Origin of the sequence: Pandoraea sp. B-6 (assembly GCF_000282835.1) — a bacterium.
In the GTDB taxonomy this organism is placed as follows: domain Bacteria; phylum Pseudomonadota; class Gammaproteobacteria; order Burkholderiales; family Burkholderiaceae; genus Pandoraea; species Pandoraea cepalis.
Map to the genome: position 1 here is coordinate 369 of NZ_KB290506.1, position 26,102 is coordinate 26,470.

Annotated in this window: 12 protein-coding genes; 6 read left to right on the forward strand and 6 right to left on the reverse strand. The window is 57.2% G+C overall.

Going from position 1 to position 26,102, the window contains the following annotated elements:
* The 3 genes from dnaA to gyrB form a co-directional block, all read left to right on the forward strand.
* Positions 1–873: chromosomal replication initiator protein DnaA (gene dnaA / locus A985_RS24720; protein ID WP_232424558.1), on the forward strand; the 873-nt coding region annotated here is incomplete at its 5' end.
* Between the two features lie 240 nt (positions 874–1,113).
* Complete coding sequence (gene dnaN, locus A985_RS0108315; protein WP_017232945.1) at positions 1,114–2,220, forward strand: DNA polymerase III subunit beta; 1,107 nt, start codon at positions 1,114–1,116, stop codon at positions 2,218–2,220.
* Positions 2,221–2,398: 178 nt separating this feature from the next.
* On the forward strand, positions 2,399–4,876 hold the full coding sequence (gene gyrB, locus A985_RS0108320; RefSeq protein ID WP_017232946.1) for a DNA topoisomerase (ATP-hydrolyzing) subunit B: 2,478 nt from the start codon (positions 2,399–2,401) through the stop codon (positions 4,874–4,876).
* A gap of 236 nt (positions 4,877–5,112) precedes the next feature.
* Here the strand turns inward: gyrB and A985_RS0108325 are convergent, their stop codons facing one another.
* From A985_RS0108325 to A985_RS0108350, 6 genes are all read right to left on the reverse strand, one after another.
* A complete protein-coding gene (locus tag A985_RS0108325) occupies positions 5,113–7,212 on the reverse strand; it encodes a UvrD-helicase domain-containing protein (protein ID WP_017232947.1) in 2,100 nt (699 codons plus the stop codon).
* Entirely contained in the window at positions 7,209–13,637 is a 6,429-nt protein-coding gene (locus A985_RS0108330; RefSeq protein WP_017232948.1) for a DEAD/DEAH box helicase, read from the reverse strand. Before A985_RS0108330 ends, A985_RS0108325 begins: the two co-directional genes overlap by 4 nt.
* Positions 13,638–13,680: 43 nt before the next feature.
* On the reverse strand, positions 13,681–18,774 hold the full coding sequence (locus tag A985_RS0108335) for a hypothetical protein (protein WP_026131765.1): 5,094 nt from the start codon (positions 18,772–18,774) through the stop codon (positions 13,681–13,683).
* A gap of 2 nt (positions 18,775–18,776) precedes the next feature.
* Entirely contained in the window at positions 18,777–21,779 is a 3,003-nt protein-coding gene (locus tag A985_RS0108340) for a DEAD/DEAH box helicase (RefSeq protein ID WP_232424559.1), read from the reverse strand.
* A 130-nt stretch (positions 21,780–21,909) separates the two neighbouring features.
* A complete protein-coding gene (locus A985_RS0108345; protein ID WP_232424560.1) occupies positions 21,910–22,302 on the reverse strand; it encodes an ImmA/IrrE family metallo-endopeptidase in 393 nt (130 codons plus the stop codon).
* 178 nt (positions 22,303–22,480) lie between these two features.
* Positions 22,481–22,816: a helix-turn-helix domain-containing protein gene (locus tag A985_RS0108350; RefSeq protein ID WP_026131766.1), complete on the reverse strand. Its 336-nt coding sequence runs from the start codon at positions 22,814–22,816 to the stop codon at positions 22,481–22,483.
* A 154-nt stretch (positions 22,817–22,970) separates the two neighbouring features.
* On the opposite strand from A985_RS0108350, the gene A985_RS0108355 reads away from it, so the two are divergent.
* The 3 genes from A985_RS0108355 to A985_RS29775 are packed head-to-tail and all read left to right on the forward strand — an operon-like array spanning position 22,971 to position 25,476.
* Positions 22,971–23,729: a multiubiquitin domain-containing protein gene (locus A985_RS0108355; RefSeq protein ID WP_017232953.1), complete on the forward strand. Its 759-nt coding sequence runs from the start codon at positions 22,971–22,973 to the stop codon at positions 23,727–23,729.
* Positions 23,726–25,141: a ThiF family adenylyltransferase gene (locus A985_RS0108360; protein ID WP_017232954.1), complete on the forward strand. Its 1,416-nt coding sequence runs from the start codon at positions 23,726–23,728 to the stop codon at positions 25,139–25,141. Before A985_RS0108355 ends, A985_RS0108360 begins: the two co-directional genes overlap by 4 nt.
* The gene (locus A985_RS29775; RefSeq protein WP_083902234.1) at positions 25,135–25,476 is read left to right on the forward strand and encodes a DUF6527 family protein; all 342 of its coding nucleotides are present in this window, start codon (positions 25,135–25,137) and stop codon (positions 25,474–25,476) included. Before A985_RS0108360 ends, A985_RS29775 begins: the two co-directional genes overlap by 7 nt.
* Positions 25,477–26,102 lie beyond the last annotated feature (626 nt).

The window sequence follows — 26,102 nt, forward strand, 5'->3', positions numbered from 1 at the left end:
AAGACCCACTTAATCCACGCCATCGGCAACCAGTTGCTGGCCGAGAAGCAGAATCCGCGCATCCGGTACATCCATGCCGAGCAGTACGTGTCCGACGTGGTCAAGGCCTACCAGCGCAAGGCATTCGACGAATTCAAGCGCTACTACCACTCGCTCGATCTGTTGCTGATCGACGATATTCAGTTCTTCTCGGGCAAGAGTCGTACGCAGGAAGAATTCTTCTATGCCTTCGAGGCGCTTATCGCGAACCGTGCGCAGGTGATCATCACGAGCGACACGTATCCGAAGGAGATCACCGGCATCGACGACCGGCTGATTTCGCGCTTCGATTCCGGGTTGACGGTGGCCATCGAGCCCCCCGAGCTGGAAATGCGTGTGGCCATTCTCATCAAGAAGGCGCAGGTCGAGGGCGTGGGGCTGTCGGAGGACGTGGCGTTCTTCGTCGGCAAGCATCTGCGCTCGAACGTGCGTGAGCTGGAAGGCGCGCTGCGCAAGATCCTGGCTTACTCGAAGTTCCACGGTCGCGAGATCACCATCGAACTGACGAAGGAAGCGCTGAAAGATCTGCTGACGGTTCAGAATCGTCAGATTTCTGTCGAAAACATCCAAAAGACCGTGGCCGATTTTTACAATATCAAGGTCGCGGACATGTATTCGAAAAAGCGCCCGGCCAATATTGCACGACCGCGGCAGATCGCCATGTATCTGGCGAAGGAGTTGACGCAGAAGAGTCTGCCGGAAATCGGCGAACTGTTTGGCGGGCGCGACCATACGACGGTGCTGCACGCGGTACGCAAGATCGCAGAAGAGCGCAGCAAAGATGCGCAGCTCAATCATGAGTTGCACGTGCTGGAGCAGACGCTCAAGGGGTAAAGCCGGGCGGATGCGCGGGGTGGCGGGCGGGGTCGCCGGCATCCCTGTGGATAAGCGGGGGGCGGTTTGGGGGAAACTGGCGTTTTCGGGCACAATAGCGGGTCGGCGCACAAAGCGTCCCCGGTTCGTCCACAGCGTTTTCCGCCCTGTTATCCCTTCTGCAAGCACTTGATCGATAAGGGAATCTTCGGGTTTTCAGCAGAAACTGGCACCCGTTAACAGTTACTACGAAGGATAAATATGCAATTGGTCAAAACTCAACGAGACAATCTGCTGCGGCCGCTGCAAATTGTGAGTGGCATCGTCGAGCGTCGCCACACGTTGCCGATCCTGGCCAATTTGCTCATTCGCAAGCACGGACAGGACATTTCCTTCCTGTCGACCGACCTTGAGTTGCAGATCACGACCACCGCCGACTGCGGTGCCGGCGCCGATGACGTGGCGACGACCGTGGCGGCGCGCAAGCTGCTCGACATTCTGCGCAACATGCCCGACGCCGAAGTGGCGCTGTCGCTCTCGGACAAGCGTCTGACGGTGCAGGCCGGCAAGAGCCGTTTCCAGTTGCAGACGTTGGCGGCGGAAGATTTCCCGACGGTGGCCGAGGCCAAGGACTACGCTGCGAGCTTCTCGCTGCCGCAGCGCGCGTTCCGCCAACTGTTGGGCATGGTGCACTTCGCAATGGCGCAGCAGGACATCCGTTACTACCTGAACGGCATGCTGCTCGTGGTCGAGGGCGAGAAGATCGAAGCGGTCGCAACGGACGGTCACCGTCTGGCGTACTGCAACACGACGATTGCCGGCGAAAAGTTCGCGCGTCAGGAAGTCATCATTCCGCGCAAGACGATTCTCGAATTGCAGCGTTTGCTCGAGGACATCGACGATCCGGTGAAGATCGACGTGGCGCCGAGCCAGGTCAAGTTCTGCTTTGCGAACGTCGAATTGGTATCGAAGCTGGTCGAGGGCAAGTTCCCCGATTTCAATCGCGTGATCCCGAAGGGGTATAACAAGAGCTTCGTCATCAGCCGTGAAGAGTTGCATCGTTCGTTGCAGCGTGCTGCGATCGTCACGTCCGACAAATTCAAGGGTGTGCGTTTCCTGGTCAGCGACAACCTGTTGAAGATCAGCGCGAACAACACGGAAAACGAAGAAGCGCAGGAAGAGATCGAGATCGATTTCACGGGCGAGTCGGTGGATATCGGCTTTAACGTGACGTACCTGCTCGACGTGTTGTCGAACCTCAAGGTCGAACAGGTGAAGGTGAGTCTGGGCGACGCCAATTCGAGCGCATTGATCACCTTGCCGGACAACGACGAATTCAAGTATGTCGTGATGCCGATGCGCATTTGAGCGGATATTCCGCCGTACGCGCCGTTACATGCGCGAAGGGGCCGAGCGCCCCTTTGGCGTTTCTAGAGAATTATCCTTTTGCGGGATAAGCCGCCTTTGCGGCGCCGATGGCGCGCGGAGGGGGCAGGTCATGAAGCAGTAATTCGTCAGTTAATGACGCAGTAACCGGAAGATTGTCATGAGCGAACAGCAAAAGCAGGCCGATAGCGGCTATGGTGCAGCCTCCATCCAGATCCTTGAAGGTCTGGAGGCTGTGCGCAAGCGTCCCGGCATGTACATTGGCGACACGTCGGACGGCACGGGCCTGCATCACCTGGTATTCGAGGTGTTGGACAACTCGATCGACGAGGCGCTTGCCGGTTACTGCGACGACATCCACGTGATCATTCACGCGGACAATTCGATTTCCGTGACGGACAACGGTCGCGGCATTCCCACGGGGATCAAGTTCGACGACAAGCACGAGCCGAAGCGCAGCGCGGCGGAAATCGTGATGACGGAACTGCACGCGGGCGGCAAGTTCGACCAGAACAGCTACAAGGTGTCGGGCGGTTTGCACGGTGTGGGCGTGTCGTGTGTGAACGCATTGTCCACATACCTGAAGCTCACCGTGCGTCGCGACGGCAAGAAGCACTTCATGGAGTTCCACCAGGGCGTGCCGCAGAACCGCGAGCTTGAGGTGATTGACGGCGTTGAGACGTCGCCGCTGAAGCTGCTGGGCGACACCGACAAGCGTGGCACCGAGGTGCACTTCCTCGCGGACGAAACGATCTTCGGCAAGGTCGAATTTCATTACGACATTCTCGCCAAGCGTATGCGCGAGCTGTCCTTCCTGAACAACGGTGTGCGTATTCGCCTGACGGATCTGCGCACGGGCAAGGAAGACGATTTCGCGTTTGGCGGTGGCGTGAAGGGCTTCGTCGAGTACATCAACAAGACAAAGACCGTCTTGCATCCGACGATCTTCCACGTGACGGGTGAGCGCGACGGTATCGGCGTGGAAGTTGCGATGCAGTGGAACGACAGCTACAACGAGACGGTGCTGTGCTTCACGAACAATATTCCGCAGCGAGATGGCGGCGCGCACTTGACGGGTTTGCGTGCGGCGATGACGCGCGTGATCAACAAGTACATCGACGAGAACGAGCTGGCGAAGAAGGCCAAGGTCGAGACGACTGGCGACGACATGCGCGAGGGTTTGACGTGCGTGTTGTCGGTGAAGGTGCCGGAGCCGAAGTTCTCGTCGCAGACGAAGGACAAGCTGGTGTCGTCGGAAGTGCGTGCGCCGGTGGAAGAGTACGTGGCGAAGGCGCTCGACGAATTCCTGCAGGAGACGCCGAACGACGCGAAGATCATTTGCTCGAAGATCGTTGAAGCGGCGCGGGCGCGCGATGCGGCGCGCAAGGCACGCGAGATGACGCGTCGCAAGGGCGTACTCGACGGTGTGGGTCTGCCTGGCAAGCTGGCGGACTGTCAGGAGAAGGATCCGGCGCTGTGCGAGATCTACGTGGTCGAGGGCGACTCGGCGGGCGGATCGGCGAAGCAGGGGCGCGACCGTAAGTTCCAGGCGATTTTGCCGTTGCGCGGCAAGGTGCTGAACGTTGAGAAGGCGCGTTTCGACAAGCTGATTTCGAGCGAGCAGATCGTGACGCTGATTACCGCGTTGGGTTGCGGCATCGGCAAGGACGATTACAACATCGACAAGCTGCGTTATCACCGCATCATCATCATGACCGATGCTGACGTGGACGGCGCGCACATCCGCACGTTGTTGCTGACGTTCTTCTACCGTCAGGTGCCGGAGCTGATTGAGCGTGGGTATGTGTATATCGCGCAACCGCCGCTGTACAAGGTCAAGCACAACAAGGACGAGCGTTATATCAAGGACGAAGGCGAGCTGGCGCAGTACATGTTGAAGCTGGCGATGAACAATGCCGAGCTGACGCCGTCGACGGGGGCAGCGCCGATTGCTGGCGATGCGCTGGGCGAGTTGACGCGCAGCTACCAGTTGGCCGATGGCGTGATCGATCGTCTGAGCCGGATTTACGAGGCGTCGGTGCTCACCGCGGTGACGGAAGGCGTGGAGATCCAGCTGGACAACGAGGAAGCGGCGAAGCGCACGGCTGCGGCGTTGCAGGCGGCGCTGAGCGACGATCCGTTGGCACCGGAGATCACGATTACGGCGGTGATGGAAGACGTCGAGAATGCGGAACCGGTGGCGGCATTGCGCGTGGAGCGTCGTCATCATGGCAACGTGAAGCTGAGCGTGATCGACCAGGGCTTCCTGCAAACGGCGGACTATGCGCAGTTGCAGAAGACGGCGGAAACGTTCAAGGGCTTGATCGGTGAAGGGGCGACGATTCGACGTGGCGAGAAGTCACAGTCGGTGTCGAACTTCAAGGCGGCGATGAAGTGGCTGATGGCGGATGCGGAGCGCAACGTCTCGAAGCAGCGCTACAAGGGGCTGGGCGAGATGAACGCGGCGCAACTGTGGGACACCACGATGGACCCGACCGTCCGCCGCTTGCTGCGCGTGCAGATCGAAGACGCGATCGCTGCGGATGGGATCTTCACCACGTTGATGGGTGATGATGTTGAACCGCGTCGCGCGTTTATTGAGTCGAATGCGTTGCGGGCTGGGAATATTGATGTTTGATGGTGTTGTAGCGGGAGCCATAAAGCTGGATTTTGAGAAGCATCCATCTGGATTTTTATTGACGGGCGCGTCTCGATAGCTTAAGTTGATGGCTTCCCGCTCTGCAATTCGTAGGCAAGGACAACGGCCGCCCCAATTGGGGCGGCCGTTTCTCTTCAATATTTGCAACAATCGGAGCAGCGCCACGCCTGTTTTGCCCAGCCGGACTAAGGGCAGCCGCTTGTTTGCAGCTCACATCAGCACAACACCAAGATGGCGCCGCGTTTCGCTCGCGTTAGCGCCACATAAAGTAGCTGCCGACGATTGCTATCCTCAGCCTGCTCACCGACATACGAATTAGGTGCCACCACAGCTACGTAGTCGAACTCAAGGCCTTTCGCCCGGTGCATTGTCGCCATATGCACCGCGCCTTGCTCTTCGGTGTGGTTGCTCTGAGCTGTAATCGTCACGGTCTTCTCGCCTACCTTCTGCAGCAAGAATTCCAGGGCGTCACGATTTTTCTCGCTGGATGCCACAACACAGAAACTGTGAGGTGGCTGGCCATCTGCCGTCCCCGGCCACTGATGTAGGAACTCCCGGACTTTCTCGGCGGCTTGCTCCAAACCACTAACCTGGACCTGGACCGGAGCTGGCCCATGCGTAAGAGAGCGGTAACGGTTCGACTCGTCTTGACCGTCATCGAGGTCATCGACCTCCACTCCTTCAAGCAGCGCGACAGCTTTCTGGCGAATTTCGTCGGTGGTTCGATAGTTGATGTAGAGCTTCCTGGAGCGTCCACGAATGTCGATGCCGCACTTGCTCATTGCGGCCCGGTGACGACTGTAAATGCGCTGGTGACCGTCACCGACAAAGAACAGGTCGTTCTCGCCGGCAAGAATCATTGCCCGGAGCAGCCTCAGCGCTTGCGGACCGAAATCCTGTGTCTCATCAATCACGATGGCGCTATAGGAGGGGATAAGCGACTTGTCGGCGTCGAGCATGGACGCCACCTCACGGTAAGCGTCATCTACCTCCTTCAGCTTACGAGAGGCAAGCTGGCCGCGGTATTCCTCGAATACCGGCCACACGGCGTCACGCTTTGCTCGGCTGAGCAGCACACCACGACCAGTGCGGCGTGCCTTGCGGTACTCGTCCAGTGTGGTAATTCCTTGAGCCAGGATGACTTGTTCAAGCTCATGCTTATAGAAATTGTCCGGTAGGTCGAGGCTGCCGTCTTTCACTGCCATAGCAGCGTCCCAGGCTTGCCGGGCACCGTCCTGCTCGCGGTCGTAAACGATGCGATGCTCAAGCTTGCAGCTCCGCATAAAGCCGTGCACCCAAGCGTCGAGGTTACGCACCTCGAGCTTTTCGAGTGTCGCTGCTGCGCATAACGTACGCAGGTTTTGTTCGATGTCTGTAGCCAGGTTGCGAGTGAAGGTTGTGAAGAGCACCTTCTGTGCGTTGCCGGTGCACTTCTCGGCGAGCCACTTCGCGCGATGCATGGCCAGAACTGTCTTGCCCGTACCAGCCCCCCCCAAGACACGGGCAGGGCCACTGAATTTTTTCTCTGAGAGCTGGCGCTGCGACGGATGCAGGAACACACGCCACTGAGCAAGCGGCGCATTCAGAATAGCGGACAGCGCTTCGTCATCCTCCACTACGACAAATCGGGACTTTGACTCGGGCGTATCCAGTGCGGCGACAAAGTCTTCGGTGTCGACGACCTTATCAACGCGGCTCTCCCGTGCCGTCAATACCTGCGAAACAGTATCGCCGGCTGCGACGAGGAACAGCCCCTCGTACGCTTCCACGGGCAAGCGTGCCTGAATGGCGTCCAGTTCAGCATCACTGGTAATGGCACGTACGTCGCTCAGCAATTCCTGAGGCACGCCGAGACTCATGAGCTCCCTGTCATCCAATGTGAGAAACAAAGGCTGCGCCGGGGGCACGACGTGCGCCGGCGATGCCGTTACCGGTTCCCGCTGCGCCTCTCCCGGAAGCTGCTCAGCCACGTGCTCAAACGTAACCAGCTGCATCGCCCCCGTGACTGGGTTAATGGTGAGCTTGCGGTTTTCTGCCCATCGATACGCCTCATCATGTGGGCCCACGTAGAGCAGTACATAGACGTCGCCGGACGACGGCTTGAAAACAATGCCACGCCAATCGCCGTCTACGCGGACCGACTTCAGATTGGGGTCGCGCGCACCCTTGATATTTTCGTAGTTCGTGCCAGAGCTGGTCGGATTAGTCTGAAACCCGATAGCCCATTTCAGAACCTTCGTATGGATGCTAGACGGCAGCTTGGACAGCTGCGCCAGAAATTCGCTGCTCAGGGCAACTTTCGGCTTCAGACTCACTGCGACTCCTCGTTTGGCATGCTGAGGTTCAGCTTGTTGGCAACAACAGTCACCCAGTCGGCACCACTGATACTGGTCATGGATTCATCGAGAACAAGCGCGGTCCAGCCTTGTGTTGCCCATTCAAGTGCCAAATCCGACTGGTCATCGCGCAATAGCGCGAGCTTTTCGCCGTCCCAGCAGAGTTCCCCATCAGCAACAACTTTACCCTTCTCGTTGATGAGCTCGAGGCCAAGCATAGGCACCGATGCACCAGCTTGTGCAAGTCTTCGTAACCCCGGCTGCATCGCTTTAAACGCCTGCGTTAGCACGTCCTGCCATGCTCCGCTCAGTGCGGCCGCCGAAACGGGCTGGGCTGGTGCCGAATGTTGCGCAGGAAAAGGCCGGAGCACATTGTAAGCGTGGGCATCCAGGCCAGAAGTCGTCGCTAGCCACATGGCCGGTAGCGTCTGAGTCGTGTTGAACACGTGCAGCCACTGGCGCCAGGCTATATGCAAAGCTTCCCCGTTGTCGACACTCACATCCTCGAGAACCAGTACGCCCGGCGCGGCCCAGTTGATTGCACTTTCAAATCCTTTCTGTGCAATGACCATCGGCCAATTGCCCAACTGGTGGCACAGGGCGGTCTGCGATTTCGAAATGCTTGGGGCATAGCCATTGCCAGGGTCACGCACATGTTCCGGCAGGCGATGTGCCCACTGTGCCTGGACCTGGTTACAGGCAGCAGCATCTTCCTGGGTATTCGGCACCATCAAGAAGCCCAGCCACAAGGCATTACGCTGCAACTGTCTGAGCCCGGGGTCATCCTGCGACGAAGCGGGTGTCGCGAGCCATGCGAGTAACCGTGCGAGCGCATGATGAGTAAAGGCCTTTTCCTGAGCACGTGGAATGTTCGGCGGTGGCTTGATCCCTTGATGGCGAGCCATTGACACCAGCGGGGACTCGAGGTCAGTTTCAAGGTCGCCTTTGAGTGCGGCCGCCACATCGTTGTGCGTAACGGACCACACCCAATAACGACCACTCGCCACGATGGCGCTACGTTTTGCCGCGTCGGAACCTAGACAATTCTGATGGTCAACCCAGCCATCGCAAAACACAGCAATGGGTCGCCGCACAGTTGACGTCGTTGACCACGGCCAGATGACGAAGTCCGGCTTGCTGGCTATGGCCACACCCTCGTCGCTGCCCAGATTGCACTGCGGCTCAATCTTGTATCGCTGGCTACCGACCTCAAGCATGTAACCCGTCTTGCCGTTCACGACGTCCTGCACCAGTTTGATAACCGGCAAGCCACCAACACCACTAAGACGCTTCAACCCCTCTAAGAAGCGGGCTTCTAGGACCGAGTCGAAATTCGGGTTGATGTAGATGTCGGAGATGGTTTCGACGGACTGAAGTTTGTCGAGAGAACCCACCAGTTCGCCTAGGACCGATTTCGCCATATCGCGCGAGACTAGCTCCATGTTACGGCCTAGTCGATACTGGTAGACACACCGGTAGCAACCGTCCTTCTCCGGGTCGTTGTTGCACGAGCAGGCAGTAACTGCCTGCAACGCCATATGCAACACGTCCCCCAGCGTCTTTGCGCCTTGCTCCAGCAGTTCCTGCAGATAACCCGTTCCGCCCGGAACCGAGTCGTAGAGCATGACGTAGAAGCGACGTGGCCCACCGTCCTTGCCCGGTTCGTCTTGGAGGACTATGCGCAAGTGGTCAACTTTGCCTCCATAGCGCTTTTTCAGGCCGAGCTGAACTGCAGCCATAAAAGATTGGACCGCTCGCTCATCGACACCATTCTTGGTGTACGGCACTAGGATGCGAAGTGCCTCGGATTCGAACTCACGGTACAGATACAGGCACTCAAGCAGGTCTGCTGGGTTATTACTTTCACGCTTCGGGCAATCGAAGCTGTGGTTCTGCTCCGTCGCATCGTCATTACGCCTCGGTGGCTTCTGCACCTTGCCGCAATGCCGACACAGCTTGAAACCAGGGCGCATTGAGGCCTTGTCGGCTACCTTGAACGTTTCGCCGTTCTTGGCCAACTCTCCAAAATTGACATCGCGGAAGGTCACTCGGTCGATGAACTCAAAACCGAACGGCAATTGGCCGGTACTGATTTTCCAAGCCTTTCGCACATTCTCTGGCGAGAAATCCGCCATCAGTTGACGGACGTAAAACTTCGGCTCACGGTCCTCAACGCTGTCGTCGATACGGACCTTGAGGTCGTTACTGTTCGCAATAGCTTGCTTGAAGCGCAACAGCGTTCGCTTCTGTGCGGCATCCGCCCACATCGCATCGCTGCAACGGGGACAAGCCATATGGGTGTCCGGCTCGATGTCCAGATTCTGCATGTGATGACACGAAGGGCAGAAGCGCCATGGTTCTGTCCTCGCCAGATTCATGTTTATCTGGTCGACCTCAACGCGACGCTGGTTCGCGTAGAAGCGGTTTTCTGGGGCAAATTCCGACAACGCCGACTGTGCCGGCCGCTCGTACTTGAGCGTATTGAGCGTAACGTATCCGCCTTGACCGGCTGGGTCATCTGACCCGCGCTTGCGCCACAGTATCGACTTCAGTTCGATGCCGGACTCGGGGAACGCATAGTTTGGAATCAACCCCGCGTCAGTCAGCGTGTTGAGCAGGTCTCTGCTGTTGATTTCCTTGATTAGCTCCAACAGCTTGTCGCGCTCGCGCAGCAACAGGTCGATTTCTTCCCGCGTTGCTTCATCCTGTGGGCGCTGCTGGAGTTTCGTTTTGAGCTTGTCGAGTTCGTCCTTACGTTTCTTGTAGGTACGACGCTCTTCTAGCAGCTCGGTCAGGGATTTCAACAGCCTGAGGCTCAAGCCATCAGACTCTCCCTCTCCCTGCATGAAATCGGTCAGCCGCGCGCAGACTGCGCCATTATTCCTGATAGCGGTTGGAAGCAGACTGATAAAGCCATCGAGCAATCGCTGCTCGTGCTGGAGAACGTAATCGCGCAAGATGTATGGGAAGCGGTCAAGCTTTGCCTGTTCCATCGCATCGAGCGCCTGAGAAGTCTTCTCCGGCAAGGCGCTGGTATTCGTCAGACTGGCAACCCAGTCGTCCATGCAGAAAGCGAACAACTGACGGCGAAGAACTTCGGCAGCACCCAGGAAGACCCCAGGCGGGGCCACCTCGCCACTAAGCATCTCAGCGGTTTCGGCAAAGAAATATAGGTCGTGCGGGCTGGCGCCATCGGCCAGTGTCGTCGCCATTGCATTACCGTCGCGACGGCCCGCGCGGCCGATGCGTTGGAGGAAGCTTGCCTGGTTCGGCGGTACGGAGCACAACATCACGGACGAAAGGTCCCCGATGTCCACGCCCATTTCGAGCGTTGGCGTGGCCGAGAGCAGGTTTTCGTACCAAGGCTTTGGCTGCTTACTCTTGAATCGGTTTTCCAGTTCCTCGCGTTCGCCGCGCTCGAGCAGACCGGTGTGCTCAGCAGCAATGACACGGCGCAAATCGGCCTGACTGAAGCGTTTCGCCCACCAGCTCGCAGCATCCGACACCTGCAGCTCGTAGGTGAATTCCGGAGCGTCGAGACATGGCATGCCGAGAAGGAATTCCACACAGTCACCCGGTACCGGCAACCGCCGCTTGCTGCCGTCGGTCGCAATAAATGCGACGTCCTGATACAGGTAGAGTCGGTCTGGATTCAGTGCCCAGGTTTCGCCTTGGTGATGTTGCGTCGACACCAGCAGGCCTGCATCGTGCAGAACCGACAGCGCAACCTTGTACAAGTCGGGTGCGATACCGTTCGGCAGGAGCGAATCGCGCCCCAACATCACATAGGCCCAACGGTCGTACCATGTGGGCCGCCGTGGATTAGTCAGCTTGTCGAATCCGCTTTGCGTCCCAAGCGTCAGAAATATCGGTCGGGCAGTGTAATCGCCAATCCCCGGCATCCATTCCGAACGCCCGCCAAGGTTGACCAGCGCCCATGTCTTGCTATCACCGGCATAGGAGGCAAGCTCCGGATGCATGACACCACCCCGCCGGCGCATGTGCGTGAGCATGCCCCACAACCACTGGCTCACGGTGTGTACCGTCAGGTCGCGAAGGCCATACTGTTCGCTATAAGCAGAGGTCAGCCTGGCAGCTACTGCCTCAACGTCCTCCCGCGGCACCGACAGTACCGCCTTGCCAGTCCGCTCGAGCGTACGTCCGCGCTGACTGTGGTACGTCATCTCACTGTAGGCCTGCCAGAGAAATCTTTTTTTCACACGTTCAGGCAACCTGCTGTCGGCCGGTAGTCGCTGATGCTGCAACAGCTCCACAGCCCAGTCGCGCTGCCAGGTCATGTTCGGTGCAATGAATTCCGACACCCGCCGCTCCGGTGACATACACAGCACTGAGTTGCTCATGGCAAAACGCTGCTCCACCTGGTGCAGAAACTGACTCCAAGGCATTGCCGGCATCAGGAGTTCATCCATCACATGGGCCAAGCCTGTGCGGATGTTGTTCATGAACGTCCGGGCGCCAAAGAACCCGGCTCGGTGTGCGGCGTCCTGTACCGAATCCGAAAATGCGATGAGCTTCTTGTCGTCGTTGTATACGCTTGCCCAGCTGGATTCGACAATCTGTGAGCCAAGCGTGGCATTTCTGGCACCGAGCAGCAGAAGCCTGTCGTCTTCGCCACATGCCGGGCACGTGGTGTCGTGAAGCGTGAATTGAGCGTCACCGCGCATCTGCGTACGCTGGGCCATCACCTGAAAGACTGCCAGTAATTCCTGGTAGCCACAAGCAACGCACGCTTCACCAGATGACTGCATCGTCCCGCAGGACACACATACGCACCGGTGCGTACCGTCAACACGGTTATTCGCCCCAATACTTTTCGATGCGTACAGGCGCGTGGCCTCTGGTCGACGCGCAAACCACGTGTTGTAAATCTCGTCGAGCTTGACAGACAAACGCGAACTGCCTGGAACAAGACGAGACAGCCATCCAGTAGTACGGCATTGGCTGCACTGCACCATAGGCAGATACACGCCGTCACGTTCGCCCGGCAGGTCACGCTCACTGCGAAGCTTGACTTCTTCCGGAACGGTGCTGAGCTTGCCAACCATGCGCCGGAGTTCGCGCATCCAAAGCTGGATACGAAGCGTGACCAATGGCAGACCATGTTCACGGCGCGCCCAGGCAACGAGTACAAGCAGTGCGTCGCTCACCTTGCTCACTTCATCGCTGGTTGCGGATGGCATGCTGCGTGCGAATGCATCCGTCAAGTCTGGGTAGGCTACGGTTCCGTCTTTGCCGAGTTTGAGCAGGTTGACGAACAACTGGTGGCACTTGAGTAAAGCCCCGAGCTTCTCGCGCCATGTTGAATCGCGCACATCCGCTGGCGCAGTTGCTCCGACGAAGAACAATGGAAACCAAGCTGCCACCGCTGATTCAGGCGAATCATATTGCGCAGGGTCGAGCTGCTTAACGACCTCCGGTCGGTAGGCAAACATGTAGTCGACTGTCGAATCTTCGAGGAAGGCATCCATCGACTGACGACTTTCGGTGATTACCGATTCGTCTGGAAAGACCGCCCCGAATATTTGTTCTGCGTACTGACGCAGCGGGCTGGTATCAGATGCACCACCAAGCGTTGCCGACGTGCCGGCACAGATGAGATGGTTGTCGGGAACCTTCAGTCTAGCGCGCAAACGGCGCAGCAATAACGCAAGGTCCGTGCCCTGAGCGCCATCAAACGTGTGTAGTTCGTCGACCACTACGTATCGCAGCGTAGTCGGCGTATTGGATACCCAAAGCTGTCGGTCCTTTGGGCGCAGCATCAGGTAGTCGAGCATCTTGTAGTTGGTTAACAAGATGTCAGGCGGATTCTTACGCAGCGTTTCCCTATCCGTGATGACGCTATTTGGTGTCATCACGGTGCCCTGTCCAGGGGCCGCGACTTGGCCGCCTACATATAGGCCAACTCGAAGCCCTGCAAAAGCCGGCACCTTGGCCACCAGCTCAGCGATACGACGAGCCTGGTCCGAAGCCAGAGCATTCATAGGGTAGATGACCAGCGCCTTGATGCCCGTTTCGCCGGCGTGGCGCGCACGCGCACAATGGTCAAGAACCGGGTACAGGAAACATTCTGTCTTACCGCTGCCGGTACCGGTTGCGACCAGCGCACTGACAGCATTACGGTTACTGGCGAGCCGCTCCCAGGCTCGCTCCTGGTGGCTGAAACCTTCGTACTGGGTGTCGAAGGTAGAGAAGAATTTTCGCCCTGCCGCACCAGTACTGAACGGCAGGCCAATTTGCACATAAGGCCCCTTGAGCCAGTTGTCTTCCCCGTCCACAAAGCGGCGCATCAGACCGTGTGTGAACGAATCAGCTGGCTCAAATGCCGAAATCAGGAACTGCTTCAGGCCGGTCTGAATGTCTCGTGCAAGCAGCGAGGGCAGCATGTACGCTTCTTCCTGTTGTATGTCTTTATCTGGACCTGCTCACTCAATGAATCGCTGACGAAGGCTCGAACGCCGCCCACGCGGTGCGATAGTCGTCCTCGCGATTGGCCCGTGCGAAAGGTGCAACATATTTACGCTCAACCTCGCGAGGGCCGCCCGGGAGCGTGTCATCCATAACCCATTGAGTGATTACCGTGCCATCAGGCACCTTCGGCTTGCCACCGACCTTGACGTCATCACTGTCCCCCGCTTCGGCATCAGCGTAGGTCCAGAGGTCTTCCCAGCCGAAGTTGCCTTCACGCGTCTTGCCGCCGGGCATAACGATGCGGGTTTTGGGAGTTTTACCGGTCCCCTTTGTTGGCAGACCGATACCGGTTAGCCCCTTGCTATTAGTGCAAACAATACGACCGTTGACGTCGTACCATGTGTCACGCTCATAGCCCTGCATCACCGGAAATTGCACTCGATAAATGAGCAGAAGTTCGTCGAGCGATAACCCGAGCGCTTGCGCGACCAGTACGTCGATTTCCACTAATGCCATGCGGCGTGCGTAGTCGCTACGCAAGGCGGACTCGCGTGTCCACGTACTGCCGAGGTTCTGCCAAAACTTTTGTGGCAAACGCACGTTATCCGGCTGGCTCCAAATTTGCTCGGTAAACACGACGTCATAGACCTGTTCCCATAGGGCGGCGTAGTGGCTTGTGAGACAGTTCATCGCAAGCGCCCTTGCTGCAATGGCAGACGAGCTCAAATGCGGAAGTCGCCCAAGAGTATTTTCGTACAAATCGGCTAGACCAGTTGACTTCACAAAGAAGTCTGCGACGACGGAAGCAGTGAGCCCTGACACATCAACAAGGCATCTAAGGTCCTTGAAAGTCAGGGATAGCACCGGGTGAATGTGTGCGCTCCCCGGAGGAACTAGCGTCGAAATGAGCGTCCTCTCCATGCTGGTACTTATACGTCGACGGTGCACGTAACGATAGTAGGCCGTAACTGGCTTCTCCGTCGTTTCACCTGGCTCAACCCAGGACACCACCGGCGTGCGCCGCAGGTATTCCGTTCGGTCGAACATGGGATGATAGTTGGTACGCGGCAGATAGTCTTCGGGCAACGTCTCGAGGTCGACGCTGTCGTAGGCTCTATGAGTGTCGCAGACTTTACGCGGCGTCTTATTGAATGGCGTAGCTACAAAAAAATGAGGCCCGGATAGCACCCAGTCGTCGGGGCTGAATGCAAAACCCGGGTCGGTGCTTTGACGACGGCGTATCGTGCCCTTCTGTTGGGACATGTTTTCATCAAACATGTACGAAGGAAAATAACCTTCGTTCAGGTCCGCCAATCGCTGCGGATAGGCAGCTAACTTCACAAGCACCCGGTTTAACGCACCGGTATGAATCGCAGGCAAGCGTGCATGGCTCGGCAGCGTACCCGGTTCATCATAAAGTTGTGCGAACGTAGCGAGCGCGTTTTCGTCGACTCGCACGATGCGGTCTCGGTGGCCGGCAATATTCCACCGACCGCGCTCGTCCTTGATTCCTTCCGGGAGTCCTGCTCCATCGTGGTGGTAGCAAGCATCCACGGTTGACGGCGTGAACAGGTTAGAAATTAAATCAAAGTATGGCTTCGAGCGCGCGGTACCGTAGATATTGATGCCGAAGGTTTCGCGATTGCCAATAGGAAACAGTTTAAACTCGTTCTGAAATCCGAATAACGCGCGAAGCCGTGCATAGGATGCCTCGCGTAAGGCCCCGCCTTCAGGGTCGTCGTACGGACCTTCGGGGTGCAGCATACCAGTCACCCCCAGAGCCCCGTTCAACCCCCAGGCTAATGGCATAAAGCACTTGTATAGATTAGCCTTCATGCCTTGAAGCAGCGGGTAGTTTTGCACAGCATTGAGAAAATTTTGCATACCCGCTGCTTGCTGCAATTCCTCGGTCCACGCCGCCTGCAGGTCAGTAAACTCCGCGAAAGCTTGCGCCCGAAGTTTGGCCAAATCACTGGCGCTGATTTTGCGAATCGCGAAAATTGGATTGCACTCGCCCAAAACAGCCGCCTCGTTCCACTCCACCTTAATCCACGGTGGATTCCCAAGAATCAGGTCAAAACCACCGTTACGCAACAAAACATCGGCGAAGCACAACTCCCAATGCATGAAGCGACGCGCGTCGGCAATGTCCTCAACCATTTTCACTTGAGGGAAATGCTGGCGCAGTCTGCTGATGCGCAACTGACCATACTTATCGTGCAGCTTGGGTGAACTTACCTCCTGCGCTAAAGGAAGTTGAGTCTCGAAACCGGTAAAGCTGCCCTGGATTTCCGGAATAAGAACTTGTGGCTGCTCATGCGCGGCAGAAAACAGGTCCAGACCGAATCGTGGAACCACATCCACCACATTGCCTTCAAGGATGGCACCAATCTCCATCCACCATTGTTCACGGCTTGGCAACTGCGCGGACTCGGTAATCGGCCAGAACCACAACGCACACCAGTAGTCCATCACCAGCTTCAAACGTCGGAACGGCGTGGCTAGGTCGCCATCTTGGTTCAAAAGGCCATCGCGGCGAATCGCGTCCTTCTCTGCACGACTGGAATGTCCGGAATTAGTTACCGCGGCCTCGTTTTTATGTGGCCACACGGCCATAGCATCCTCGGTACGTCGCCGGTCACGTGCAAGCGCATCGGTATGCTCCGCCCATAGCTCTTCTACTCGGATACTTAGCTGTTGAAGACGCCCGATTTCCGTATTCGATAGTGGGGCAGTGAACGCTTTACGCCACGTTTTCAGTCGTTCAAAATCTTGCGGATAAAGCTTTTTCGCATCCTTGTCCGTGTAATCCGCCATACCCGGGTCTGGCAACAAGAAATGCCAGATTTCATCCGCTTGGCGCGGAGCGCTAGCCGTTACCCGACGCGGCGGTTCGTCGTACCAAGCCGGCTTGGCTCCCTTGACCAACGCCGTAGCTTTAAACACTTGGTGACGTGCACCGATTAGGCTGTTACCCGTGAAAAGTTGATAGCCAAACCACGGCACACGCGCTGGAAGGGGGCGGCCCTGCTCATCTGTGTTCCCATAGATGGCATTCAGCCAGATGGATACCTCAGCCAGTTCCACCGCCACAGGGTTCAAGTCCACCCCAAACGCATTGCGGTCGGCGATGTACATGCGTACCTTCTGCAGCTCTTCTGGATACTTTTCGTGCGGAATACGTTGCTTTATCTCGACCTGTTTTCGTTCGAGATAGGCTTCCGATAATTGGTTAACGGCTTCGTTCAAGAACGCGGCGCTGCCCATCGCCGGCTCACATATTGTGAGCGTCAGAATATCGTCGGCGCAGGTGACGCGCTCCCCGGCCAGCAACTCCTTGAGCGCATATTTCACGAGGCACTGGGTCAGTACCTGCGGCGTGTAGTAGCTCGCGCTCTTCTGGCGGTCGCGGCCTGCCAAACGGTAGATGAACGAGCCTTTCGGGTACATGCGCAACTTACGGCGATTGTTCTCGTCGGTGTCGTATACCCTTTCGTCATCGCGATATTCATCGATACGGCTACGCGGCACAAACCACGCGCTTTCGAGCTTGTCGGATTCGGAGTCGCTGGCACGCGGGCGACGGCTGGTTGCGTCGCTGCTTTCGTCACTACCTTCATCATCATCGTCGCTGCTGGTGGTGCTAGCCTTCTTCGGTGCCGGCTTTACTTCGTAAAGGTCCTCTTCCGCAAAAAATCCGCGGTAACTGAGCAGCGCCTCATACACTGCACCGAGCTGGTTGATGGAGAGCATCTGATAGCTCACACGACCACGGCGACGGCCTTTTCCCTGTGCTTTACTGAGCGACAGGAGATTGATGACCTGCTGCCATACCCTGTTCGGGAACCGCACCTTGGCAAGCAACGGCATCGTGCTGTCGTCGAATAAGCGACTATCGAGCGGGGCCAGCGCAAAAGTCTCTACCGCACCTTGAGCCTCTCCATGCAGATGGCCCTGCTCATCCATGCCGCAACCATCGGCGACCAGCCTGAACAGGCGCCGGAGCGTCATGTCGAAATAGAAACCTTCGCGCGCCTGCTCAGTCGTAAGCGGCTGCATTTCCAGGTCTCGAAGGCTTTCCAGACTGTAACCCTTGAGGTAGACCTCGCTTTTTTGAATAGGCACGTAACCCAGCTCTGGTCGCGCTTCGATGTAAAACATGAAGAGCAACCGATAAACAAGTCGCAAGCATTCCAGGCTCAACGAACCGGCATCAAGCTTGTATTCACCGGAATAGACACTCTTCTTGCTGCCCGAGGCCTGCTCATCGAGCTGACGTGCCGCTTCGTTGCCGAGGATTTCGATAGCCTCGCGCAACGCATATTTGAGGTCTTCACTGACGCCAAAAGCATGTTTGTGTGCATTGCTGTCCAGGCTCTCAAGTAGGCTGCTACCCTCCTTAGGGGCAAGGCAGTCCTGGTGAAGCAGTGCTGCACAGGCCTTGAGCGTATCCCCGTCCTTGCGGTCGAGGATGTCTGCCCAGTTAAAGCGAAGCGCGCGGTTGTTCGGCCACTTGTAACGGTCGAGCAGTAACCATTCGTCCACGCCGACGAGCAACACATAGCGAGGAGGTTCGTCGGAACCAAACACCGCATCCGAAAGCATCGTCGCCCACGTCTCGCCGCGCAACCCGGGCGGTACCGGTTCGCCGCCGTAATGAAAATCGGAGAGCTGGTTGTCGAGGATGTCATCATCTTCGCCACTCGCGCGATAGGCCGGAACGATGGCGAGACGCGCGCCCTGTACATCCCACACCGGCACGGGTAGCCCAGGAATGAACTCGTGAAGCATGAGCGTGCGCGGCGGCCGACGATACCCGAGCGCCTGCAGCAGACCGGACTGCAACTCCATGAAGCACTGCCAGCGCTCATGAGCATCACGACCACGCGCTACCTGACCGCGCAATGAGAACCAGCGCTGAGAAACCCCTTGCAATCGCTTGTACGGTGCACGATGCGTTTCATCGCGAGGATGCTGTGCTTCCTCGGCATCCCAGTCAGCCAAACGCTCTTTAATGTCTCCCCTGAAAACTTCAGACAGGTAGGTATGGCTGTAAAACTCGTTTTCGTTGCTGATACCAGCAAAAGTTTGTACGGCGTCGAGAACTGGCATGGTCAGACTTTATTAGCTTGAGGATGGCATACACCTGCCAGGACTTGAATCCAGGGCTTCGGTTCAGTCGTCAAGGTGTCTTCTACCCAGCGACGATAGTCATCAAATACCTTGTGAATTTTCTGGCTGCCTCGCTCGAAGTGGGCTTGCTTGACGGTATCGAGCTTCTTGTCCAAATCCAGCGAGAGTTGTTCCATCTGGCGGCCTTGGAGGCGCTCCAGGTCGGCGAGCGTGTCCTGTAGCCGGGTCTGCATATCGTCAGAGAACATTTGCTGGCGCTCTACCATGAACGCGTACATGGATTGCACCGCCAGCGGCAATGCTTCCTGCATCTGTGCCAGTCGCGCCTGAAGCGCAACCGATTCGCCGGGGTTGGGCAAACTGCCGGCGCGAATGCCCGTCCGGACCACAAACGCATCGAACGGCTCGAGCACGAAATCACCATCGTCTTTGCGACCCGCGCCCTGCCACTCCACGAGCAACGGCTGCCCTTTACGGTTCGGAATCAGCGCCATCAGGATGAACGCCTGCTCGTCCGAGGCAAGCCTGTGGCTCTGCAGCAGTGGCGCCCGATGACGGCCAAAGTGCGTAAGCACTCGGTCACCCAGCCAATCCATGATGGGATGCTGTGGCCAAAGATAATGCTGCTGAGGCCATGTCTCATCTTCCGCTTTCGCCTGACGAGCTGCTTCAATCGCATCCATCATATGCTTCGGGCTCGCACATAGTGCGTAGTGGTCGTTCGCGGCCTGCACTTCGCGTGGTAGCTGACGCAAACGCTCCTGCAAATCGTGTGGAGCAGTCAGTGCGATGACTTGTTCGTCATCGTGCGAGGTCCAGTCACACAGCACCTGCTCTTGGTTAAGCTGGGTAAGCGCAGTCTTAGCGTAGTGGTAATCACTTGGGAACAGCGATTTCGTCTCACTAACCTGGTCGAGGCTGCTAGCCGGTGCCGCCGCGTCGCGCACATGACTGTCAGCGCTGCCAGCGTCACCGCCAAAGAGCTGCATCAGCCAGTCACCACTGCCTTCTTCCGTACCATCGTTCGCCGCATTTCGGTCAAGCTCCGCTTCCACGGCTTCGGGCTGCACGCCATCTGCCATGAAATCAGATATTTTTTCCTCTTCTTTGCCCGGGTCAAAGACGTTAAGAAATGCCGACGGGTCACCGAGGTTCTCGTACGCCTGTTCATCCTTAGCCTGCAAAATCTCCAGGATGCGCAGGTCACCACGAATCTTTTCATTTACCGTTTCGGTAAACAGATACACGATTTTCGGCTGATGCTTTTGGCCGTAACGGTCCACGCGACCATTGCGCTGCTGAAACACCATCAGCGACCACGGAAGGTCAAAGTGCACCAAGCGATGGCAGAAGTAATGCAGATTCAGACCTTCGCTTGCAACATCTGAGCACAGTAGTACCCGTATCGAATCTTCCTTGCGCCCAAAGCGTTCGACGAGTTCCTGCTGTTCGGTATCGGACATGCCCCCGTGCAACACGGCAAGATGCTGTCCTGGCTTGAGTTTGAGGTCAGCAGCCAGCTGGTTCTCGAGCCATTTCAACGTTTCGATACGCTCGGAGAAAATAACCAGGCGGTCTTCAGCGTCGTCGGGTTGCCAACCGAACTCGTCCGAGCGCAACTGTTTGAGCAGACGCTGGTACTTGCTGAAGCCATCTGCTCGGGCCTCGCCGACTAAAGTTTCGAGTGTTCCGCACAGGATTTGAAGCCCGTCCACTTCCCGCGATTCTTCGGGCGTGAGTCCTGGTTTGTTTTGCAACGCGCTGATACGCCGTCTGGTCGACTCCAATGCCGCTGCGGGGCTCGAGAACAGCGCCTTTTGCATGCCGACGCGTTGCAGCTCCTGTTGTCGCCCACCTTTTCTCTGACCACCCTGAGTGAATGGCACCTCAAGCAAGGCGCGATATGCGGCTTCTTCCTGTGCGCTAGCTGCCTGCCGCAGGCACACAGTCTGGCGCTCCCGGAAGTCCGATTGCACTTGATCCTTGATGTCTTTTTTGAACCGACGGATGACCAACCCCTTGTTGCGGAAGTCGTCTGGCGTGTAGTTGTCCGGGTCAGAAATGGCGGTCGGGTCGAGCAGGCTCATTAGCGACGCAAAACTGCGTGCGGAGCCATCGTGTGGCGTTGCAGACAGGAGGATGAGTGTGTCGGAACGGTTGGAAATCAATCGCGCCAAGCGCGCACGACGAGACAGACTACCTTCACCTGCCCGCGCAGCAACGTTATGACATTCGTCGATGACGATGATGTCCCACCAAGCATTTTCAAGGTAATTCCGGTATTCCAGATTGCTCTTGAGCGTATCGACGGAGATGATGCTACGGTCGAAGTAATTGAATGGATTATGGTTCGCTGGAATTCGGTTCCGCACCCGGGCGAGCCCCAGGGAGTCAAGACGCACCAATGGAATCGTGAAGCGACTCCACCATTCCTTCTGGAACTGCGTGAGCATCGCTTTCTGCGTAACGACGAGGATACGCTTGCCGCGGCCGCGCTGAATCAACTCTGTGGCCAGAATCCCCGCTTCCAGCGTCTTGCCCAACCCCACCGCATCAGCAATCAGGATTCGCGAGCGTGGTTGTTGCAACGCCTGCAGTGCGGGGTCGAGCTGGTACGGCACGACGTTCATCACACCACGGTGTCCCAAGTGGATGCGGGCGTCATTCGCGACACTCCGGCGCCGCTGGCTTTCGAGATATAGCAGCGTCGCGTTAAACGTGGGACTGGTATCCGGTACCAGTTGTGTTTTGGCCGGGTCGAGCACCTCAATGTGGCCTTCCAGCTCAGTCAAGAACAGCGCTGACTGGCCTCGGACCAGTTCGGAAATGCCATCGCAGCTCAGTAACCAGCCCCCATCAGTCGTCGGGTCGACTCGGCGAATGAGCCATTCTTCATCTCGGATAAGGGCACGCGAACCGGGCGCGAAGGGGAGCATATCGTTTGTATTTCCCAAAGCAAATTTTTTTCTGGTTGCTGCAGCCAAAGACACCGCCTAGACAGTAGATAGACGCTGGCCATTCCCGAGAATCGGTTCGCAGCATTCCCCGTCTGCAATAACCTGTTGTGCCGTCGTATTCCCGCAAAAGCACGATGTTCGTGTCTAAAGATTTCAGTTAGGCGCTCCGAAACTGGCGGCTCACTCCCGTCATTGATACGCGGTAGGTATACATGCGCTTGCTGACGCCGTAGTTCGTGATGACGTCCTCGTCAGTCATTCCCTGTCGCTTGACATGAACTAAGGCGTCACGAGGCAGCAAAAGTACGCCAGCCAACCAGTCGGCCTCTTCTTCTTGCTCCTTGTCATACGCTTTCAAAAGCATTAGCCCCTCAGAAGAGATGCTCATCTGCTCAGGCTCATGATTGCGAATCCGATGCGCGAGCTCATGCATTAGGTCGCTCGCCTGGCGGGCAGGCGAATGAGACGAGTTCAATATAACGAGTGTCTTTTCGCCGACAACAAGGGTTACGGCCGACCAGCAACTCGGCGTGCCGTCGTTGCGCAGCAATATGTCCCTCGTCTCAGCAGGCAGACCCGGGACATCGACCGGCGTCCACACCCGAATTCCCAGATGAGCTGCTAGCTGTCGTGCGCCTAGTGGGGCGGTCGAGGACAAACCGAGCTCCTGGCGAGTGCTGGCTGAATACCGCTCGCACCAGGCTTTGTATCCACGCTGCACAGTCTGCTCAGACCTCTTCCTTTAGAAGCGCCTCCTGAGCAAGAACAATCATCTCGCTCAGAGCTTTGGCGCTGTCTGCACGTATCGCGGATTCCTTTTTGAAATGCACCTGGGCCCGTGGTACCGCTGAGGATGCTTGCACTAGGCCAAGGAAGGTTGCTGGGTCTTCTCCCAGCCACGCGCAAATTTTCCCGAACGTTTCCAAATCCGGGACCTTCTGATTCTCCACCCGGGAAAGGGTGGCGGGACTGATGCCTACTTCCTTGGCCGCCTCTCGAACACCACGACCATCTCTACGCCGGAGGATGTGCTGGGCGAGCACGTCCATTTTCACGTGTTCCATTTCCCTCCCGTCTTACAAATGAGACAACAACCGTTTGACTTAAGAAACGGAGCGTGCAAAACTGTTTCACATGTAAGACGAAGTCTGGCATCCAGCTCGGCTCCCGTCAACATCGCCGCAAGGCGCCTGCCAATATGACGCAACGAGGTTTGAGATGTCCGCAGACGAAAAACGTGTTGAAGAGACCATCATCGTCGAGGCAACCGGCCGCGACGGCGAACAAATCATTGAAATTGTCGACGTGGAGGTCTGGGTACGCGAGAAGAGGCCCATCCCGCACGGCCACAAGTACCGGATTCGCATCGACAAGGAATACTACGTCGTCGATGTTTCGCATATGACGGGAGAGGAAATCCTGAAGCTGGCGGGCAAGACCAGCGCTGGTTATATCCTGACGGAAAAAGTCGGCGGGCAAATGCGTACCGTCGAGCCGAACCAGACGGTCAATTTCGTCGAAGGAAAAGTGGAGCGCTTCGCGACCATTCCGAAGGAAGTTCAGGAGGGTGAGGGGCCCGTTCGGGCCGACTTCCAGGTTCTGGAGGAAGATGCAGAGCATCTCAATGCAAAGGCCTACACGTGGGAGGCTATTGCTGCGCCCGATGGCTTTCAGCGCATCGTTGTCCGTGGGTTCGAGCCACCGCCTGGATATGCGCCGACAAAAGTCGATATGTTCGTGCTCATTCCTCGCGGCTATCCCGATGTCCAAATCGACATGGTGTACTTTTATCCGGGGCTAGCGCGCGCGGACGGCCGCGCCATCCGCGCACTGATTACCAACAACTTCGAAGGCAAGGTTTGGCAAGGCTGGTCACGACATCGCACGCCGAATAGCCCGTGGCGCCCGGGTATCGACAATCTCAGTACCCACCTCGCACTGGTCGATAACTTCCTTCGTGCGGAGCTGTCGAAATGACAACGGGAAATCTGCTTTCGGTGTTGGCGATGTCCGGCAAGCATCGCAAGCAGTTGCGTGACCATCTGTTTCCCGGGGATGGCAAAGAAGCTGTGGCTATCGCCCTCTGCCGTCAGGCGATTGGCTCTAGTCGCCATCAGTTGCTCGTGCACGAAATCATCCCGGTCCCGTACGATGCGTGCAGTATCCGTCAGCCGGATGCCGTGTCGTGGTCAGTCGCCTCCGTGCTTCCCGCTCTAAATCAGGCGATGAAGCGAGGGATGACCGTGGTGAAGTTCCATAGCCACCCGAGTGGCTTTCGGGAATTTTCCGTATACGACGACGAGTCCGACCAAGCATTCTTCACCGCGGTCGACAATGTCTTGGGGAACGAGGATGCTCGAGCAAGCGTCGTGATGCTGCCAGACGGCCGCTTTTTCGGTCGGCACGTCACCAGCGGTACGTTAGGTCGCGGCATCGACTTATTCCGCATCGCCGGAGACGACTTTGAGTTCATCCATTCAAATACCGGAGACCTCGATGCGTCAGGAACCCCAGAACACGCATTGCGCCTGATTCAAACATTCGGTGAAGGCACATACCGCACGCTTCAAAAGCTGCGCATAGGCGTTGTTGGAGCATCTGGTACCGGCAGCATCGTCGTCGAACAGCTGGCTCGCAATTGCGCCGGCGAGCTACTGCTCATCGACCCAGACCACCTCGAGCGGAAGAATCTGAACCGGGTTCTGAATTCACGGGGTGCCGATGCCGACGAGAGGCGTCTTAAGGTCGAACGCGCTCGTGAATCCGTCCTAGCCATGGACCTCGGCACAGTAGTTAACGTGCTTGCGAACGATATATACGACCGGGATACCATTCTCGCGCTCGGGGAATGCGATGTGCTTTTTGGCTGCGTCGATTCGGTGCTGGGTCGCCATATTCCCAACAAGGTTGCGTCGCACTTCTTGATTCCGTTCATCGACATGGGCGTCCGCATCGATGCTGATGGAAAAGGCAATGTCGCCCAAGTGACGGGGGCCATTCATACCCTTCAACCTGGTGGCTCGAGCTTGCAAAGTCGCGGCGTTTATTCGCAAGAGGACCTCAATGCGGCATTCATGAAGAAGCTTGAGCCTGCCAGGTATCAGGAAATGCTAACGGCGGGATATGTCAAGGGCGTGGAAGTTGACCGTCCCGCAGTCATTTCCCTCAATATGCTGGTAGCAACCTATGCCGTTAACGAGCTACTGGCGAGACTCACCCCCTATCGAGTCGAGCCGAATTCCGAATTTGCGCAATGGCGCATTAGCCTGTCTGACCCGGACGTGACCATGCACCAGCGCGACGGGGATGTTTGCGAGGCATTCGCAAAGCGAATCGGATTTGGCGCTCGTGAACCGCTGCTCGGAATCGTGGACCTTCTGAAATGCTGAAGCTACTACCGAGACTCTATAACCATCTTCTCCGATTCGTTGACGGTTTCTTCGGCCGCTACACGGTCGTTTTCGTAGAAGACGTTCCTGATGACGTGCAAAAACGTAAGCTGTATGCGGTGGGGGAAGACGGCCAGTACTGGCTCGCAGCTTTGAAATGTCCATGTGGGTGCGGAGAAATTATCCAGCTTCCCATGATGGACGGCCAGCGTCCGAAGTGGACCCTCACGCACCGGCGAGCGCGCTTTCCCAGTCTTTCTCCGTCCGTTGACCGTACAGTTGGTTGTCGGTCCCACTTTTGGTTGAAGGCAGGCTCGATTCATTGGTGCAGGTAACAAGCAACGCCACCGGTGCACGCCGTGAGCTTCATCCTGGTCAGCCGCTTTTTGTAGCTAATCCGCAAAGTCTGTTTAGTCGGAGAACCTAGCCCTCGTGGATGATGTTTCTGCGGCGGCCTCGATGCAATTTTCATTTTTTGTACGGCACAAATGGGTGCACGACGAGGCATGCCAGCCAGGCAGCGAACGAAATCGGAATCTCGTTTTGTATCACCCGAGTCAGCTAGAGAAAAACCGGAACCGTCAATTCGGGAAGCCGTGCCGAGCTATATTGGAAATGACCATCGTCACCCGAGCGCGGAAATGCGGTGGCGAGAGTACGCTCCCGGAGCGTAGAGCCATTGGCTGACCAGGGTTGAGATTGCCCGCTCACTCCTGGTTACGAACCCGACAGCGGTCCTCGCCGATGCGTCTCAACCAAATGTGGACGAGCTCGTAGCCAGTTATTGGCAAATTCATCGGAGGTCCAAAGCCGGGCTACGGAGCAGTTCGCCGGCTCCAGGTTCTGCTGGCTCGCCTATCCCGATTACTGAGTCTACAAATACTATGGGCCGTATCGACTTGCAAAAACTCCCCACGCTGCAGGTCATTTTCTCCGGGCGTCGACGTCCCCCCGTATTCAG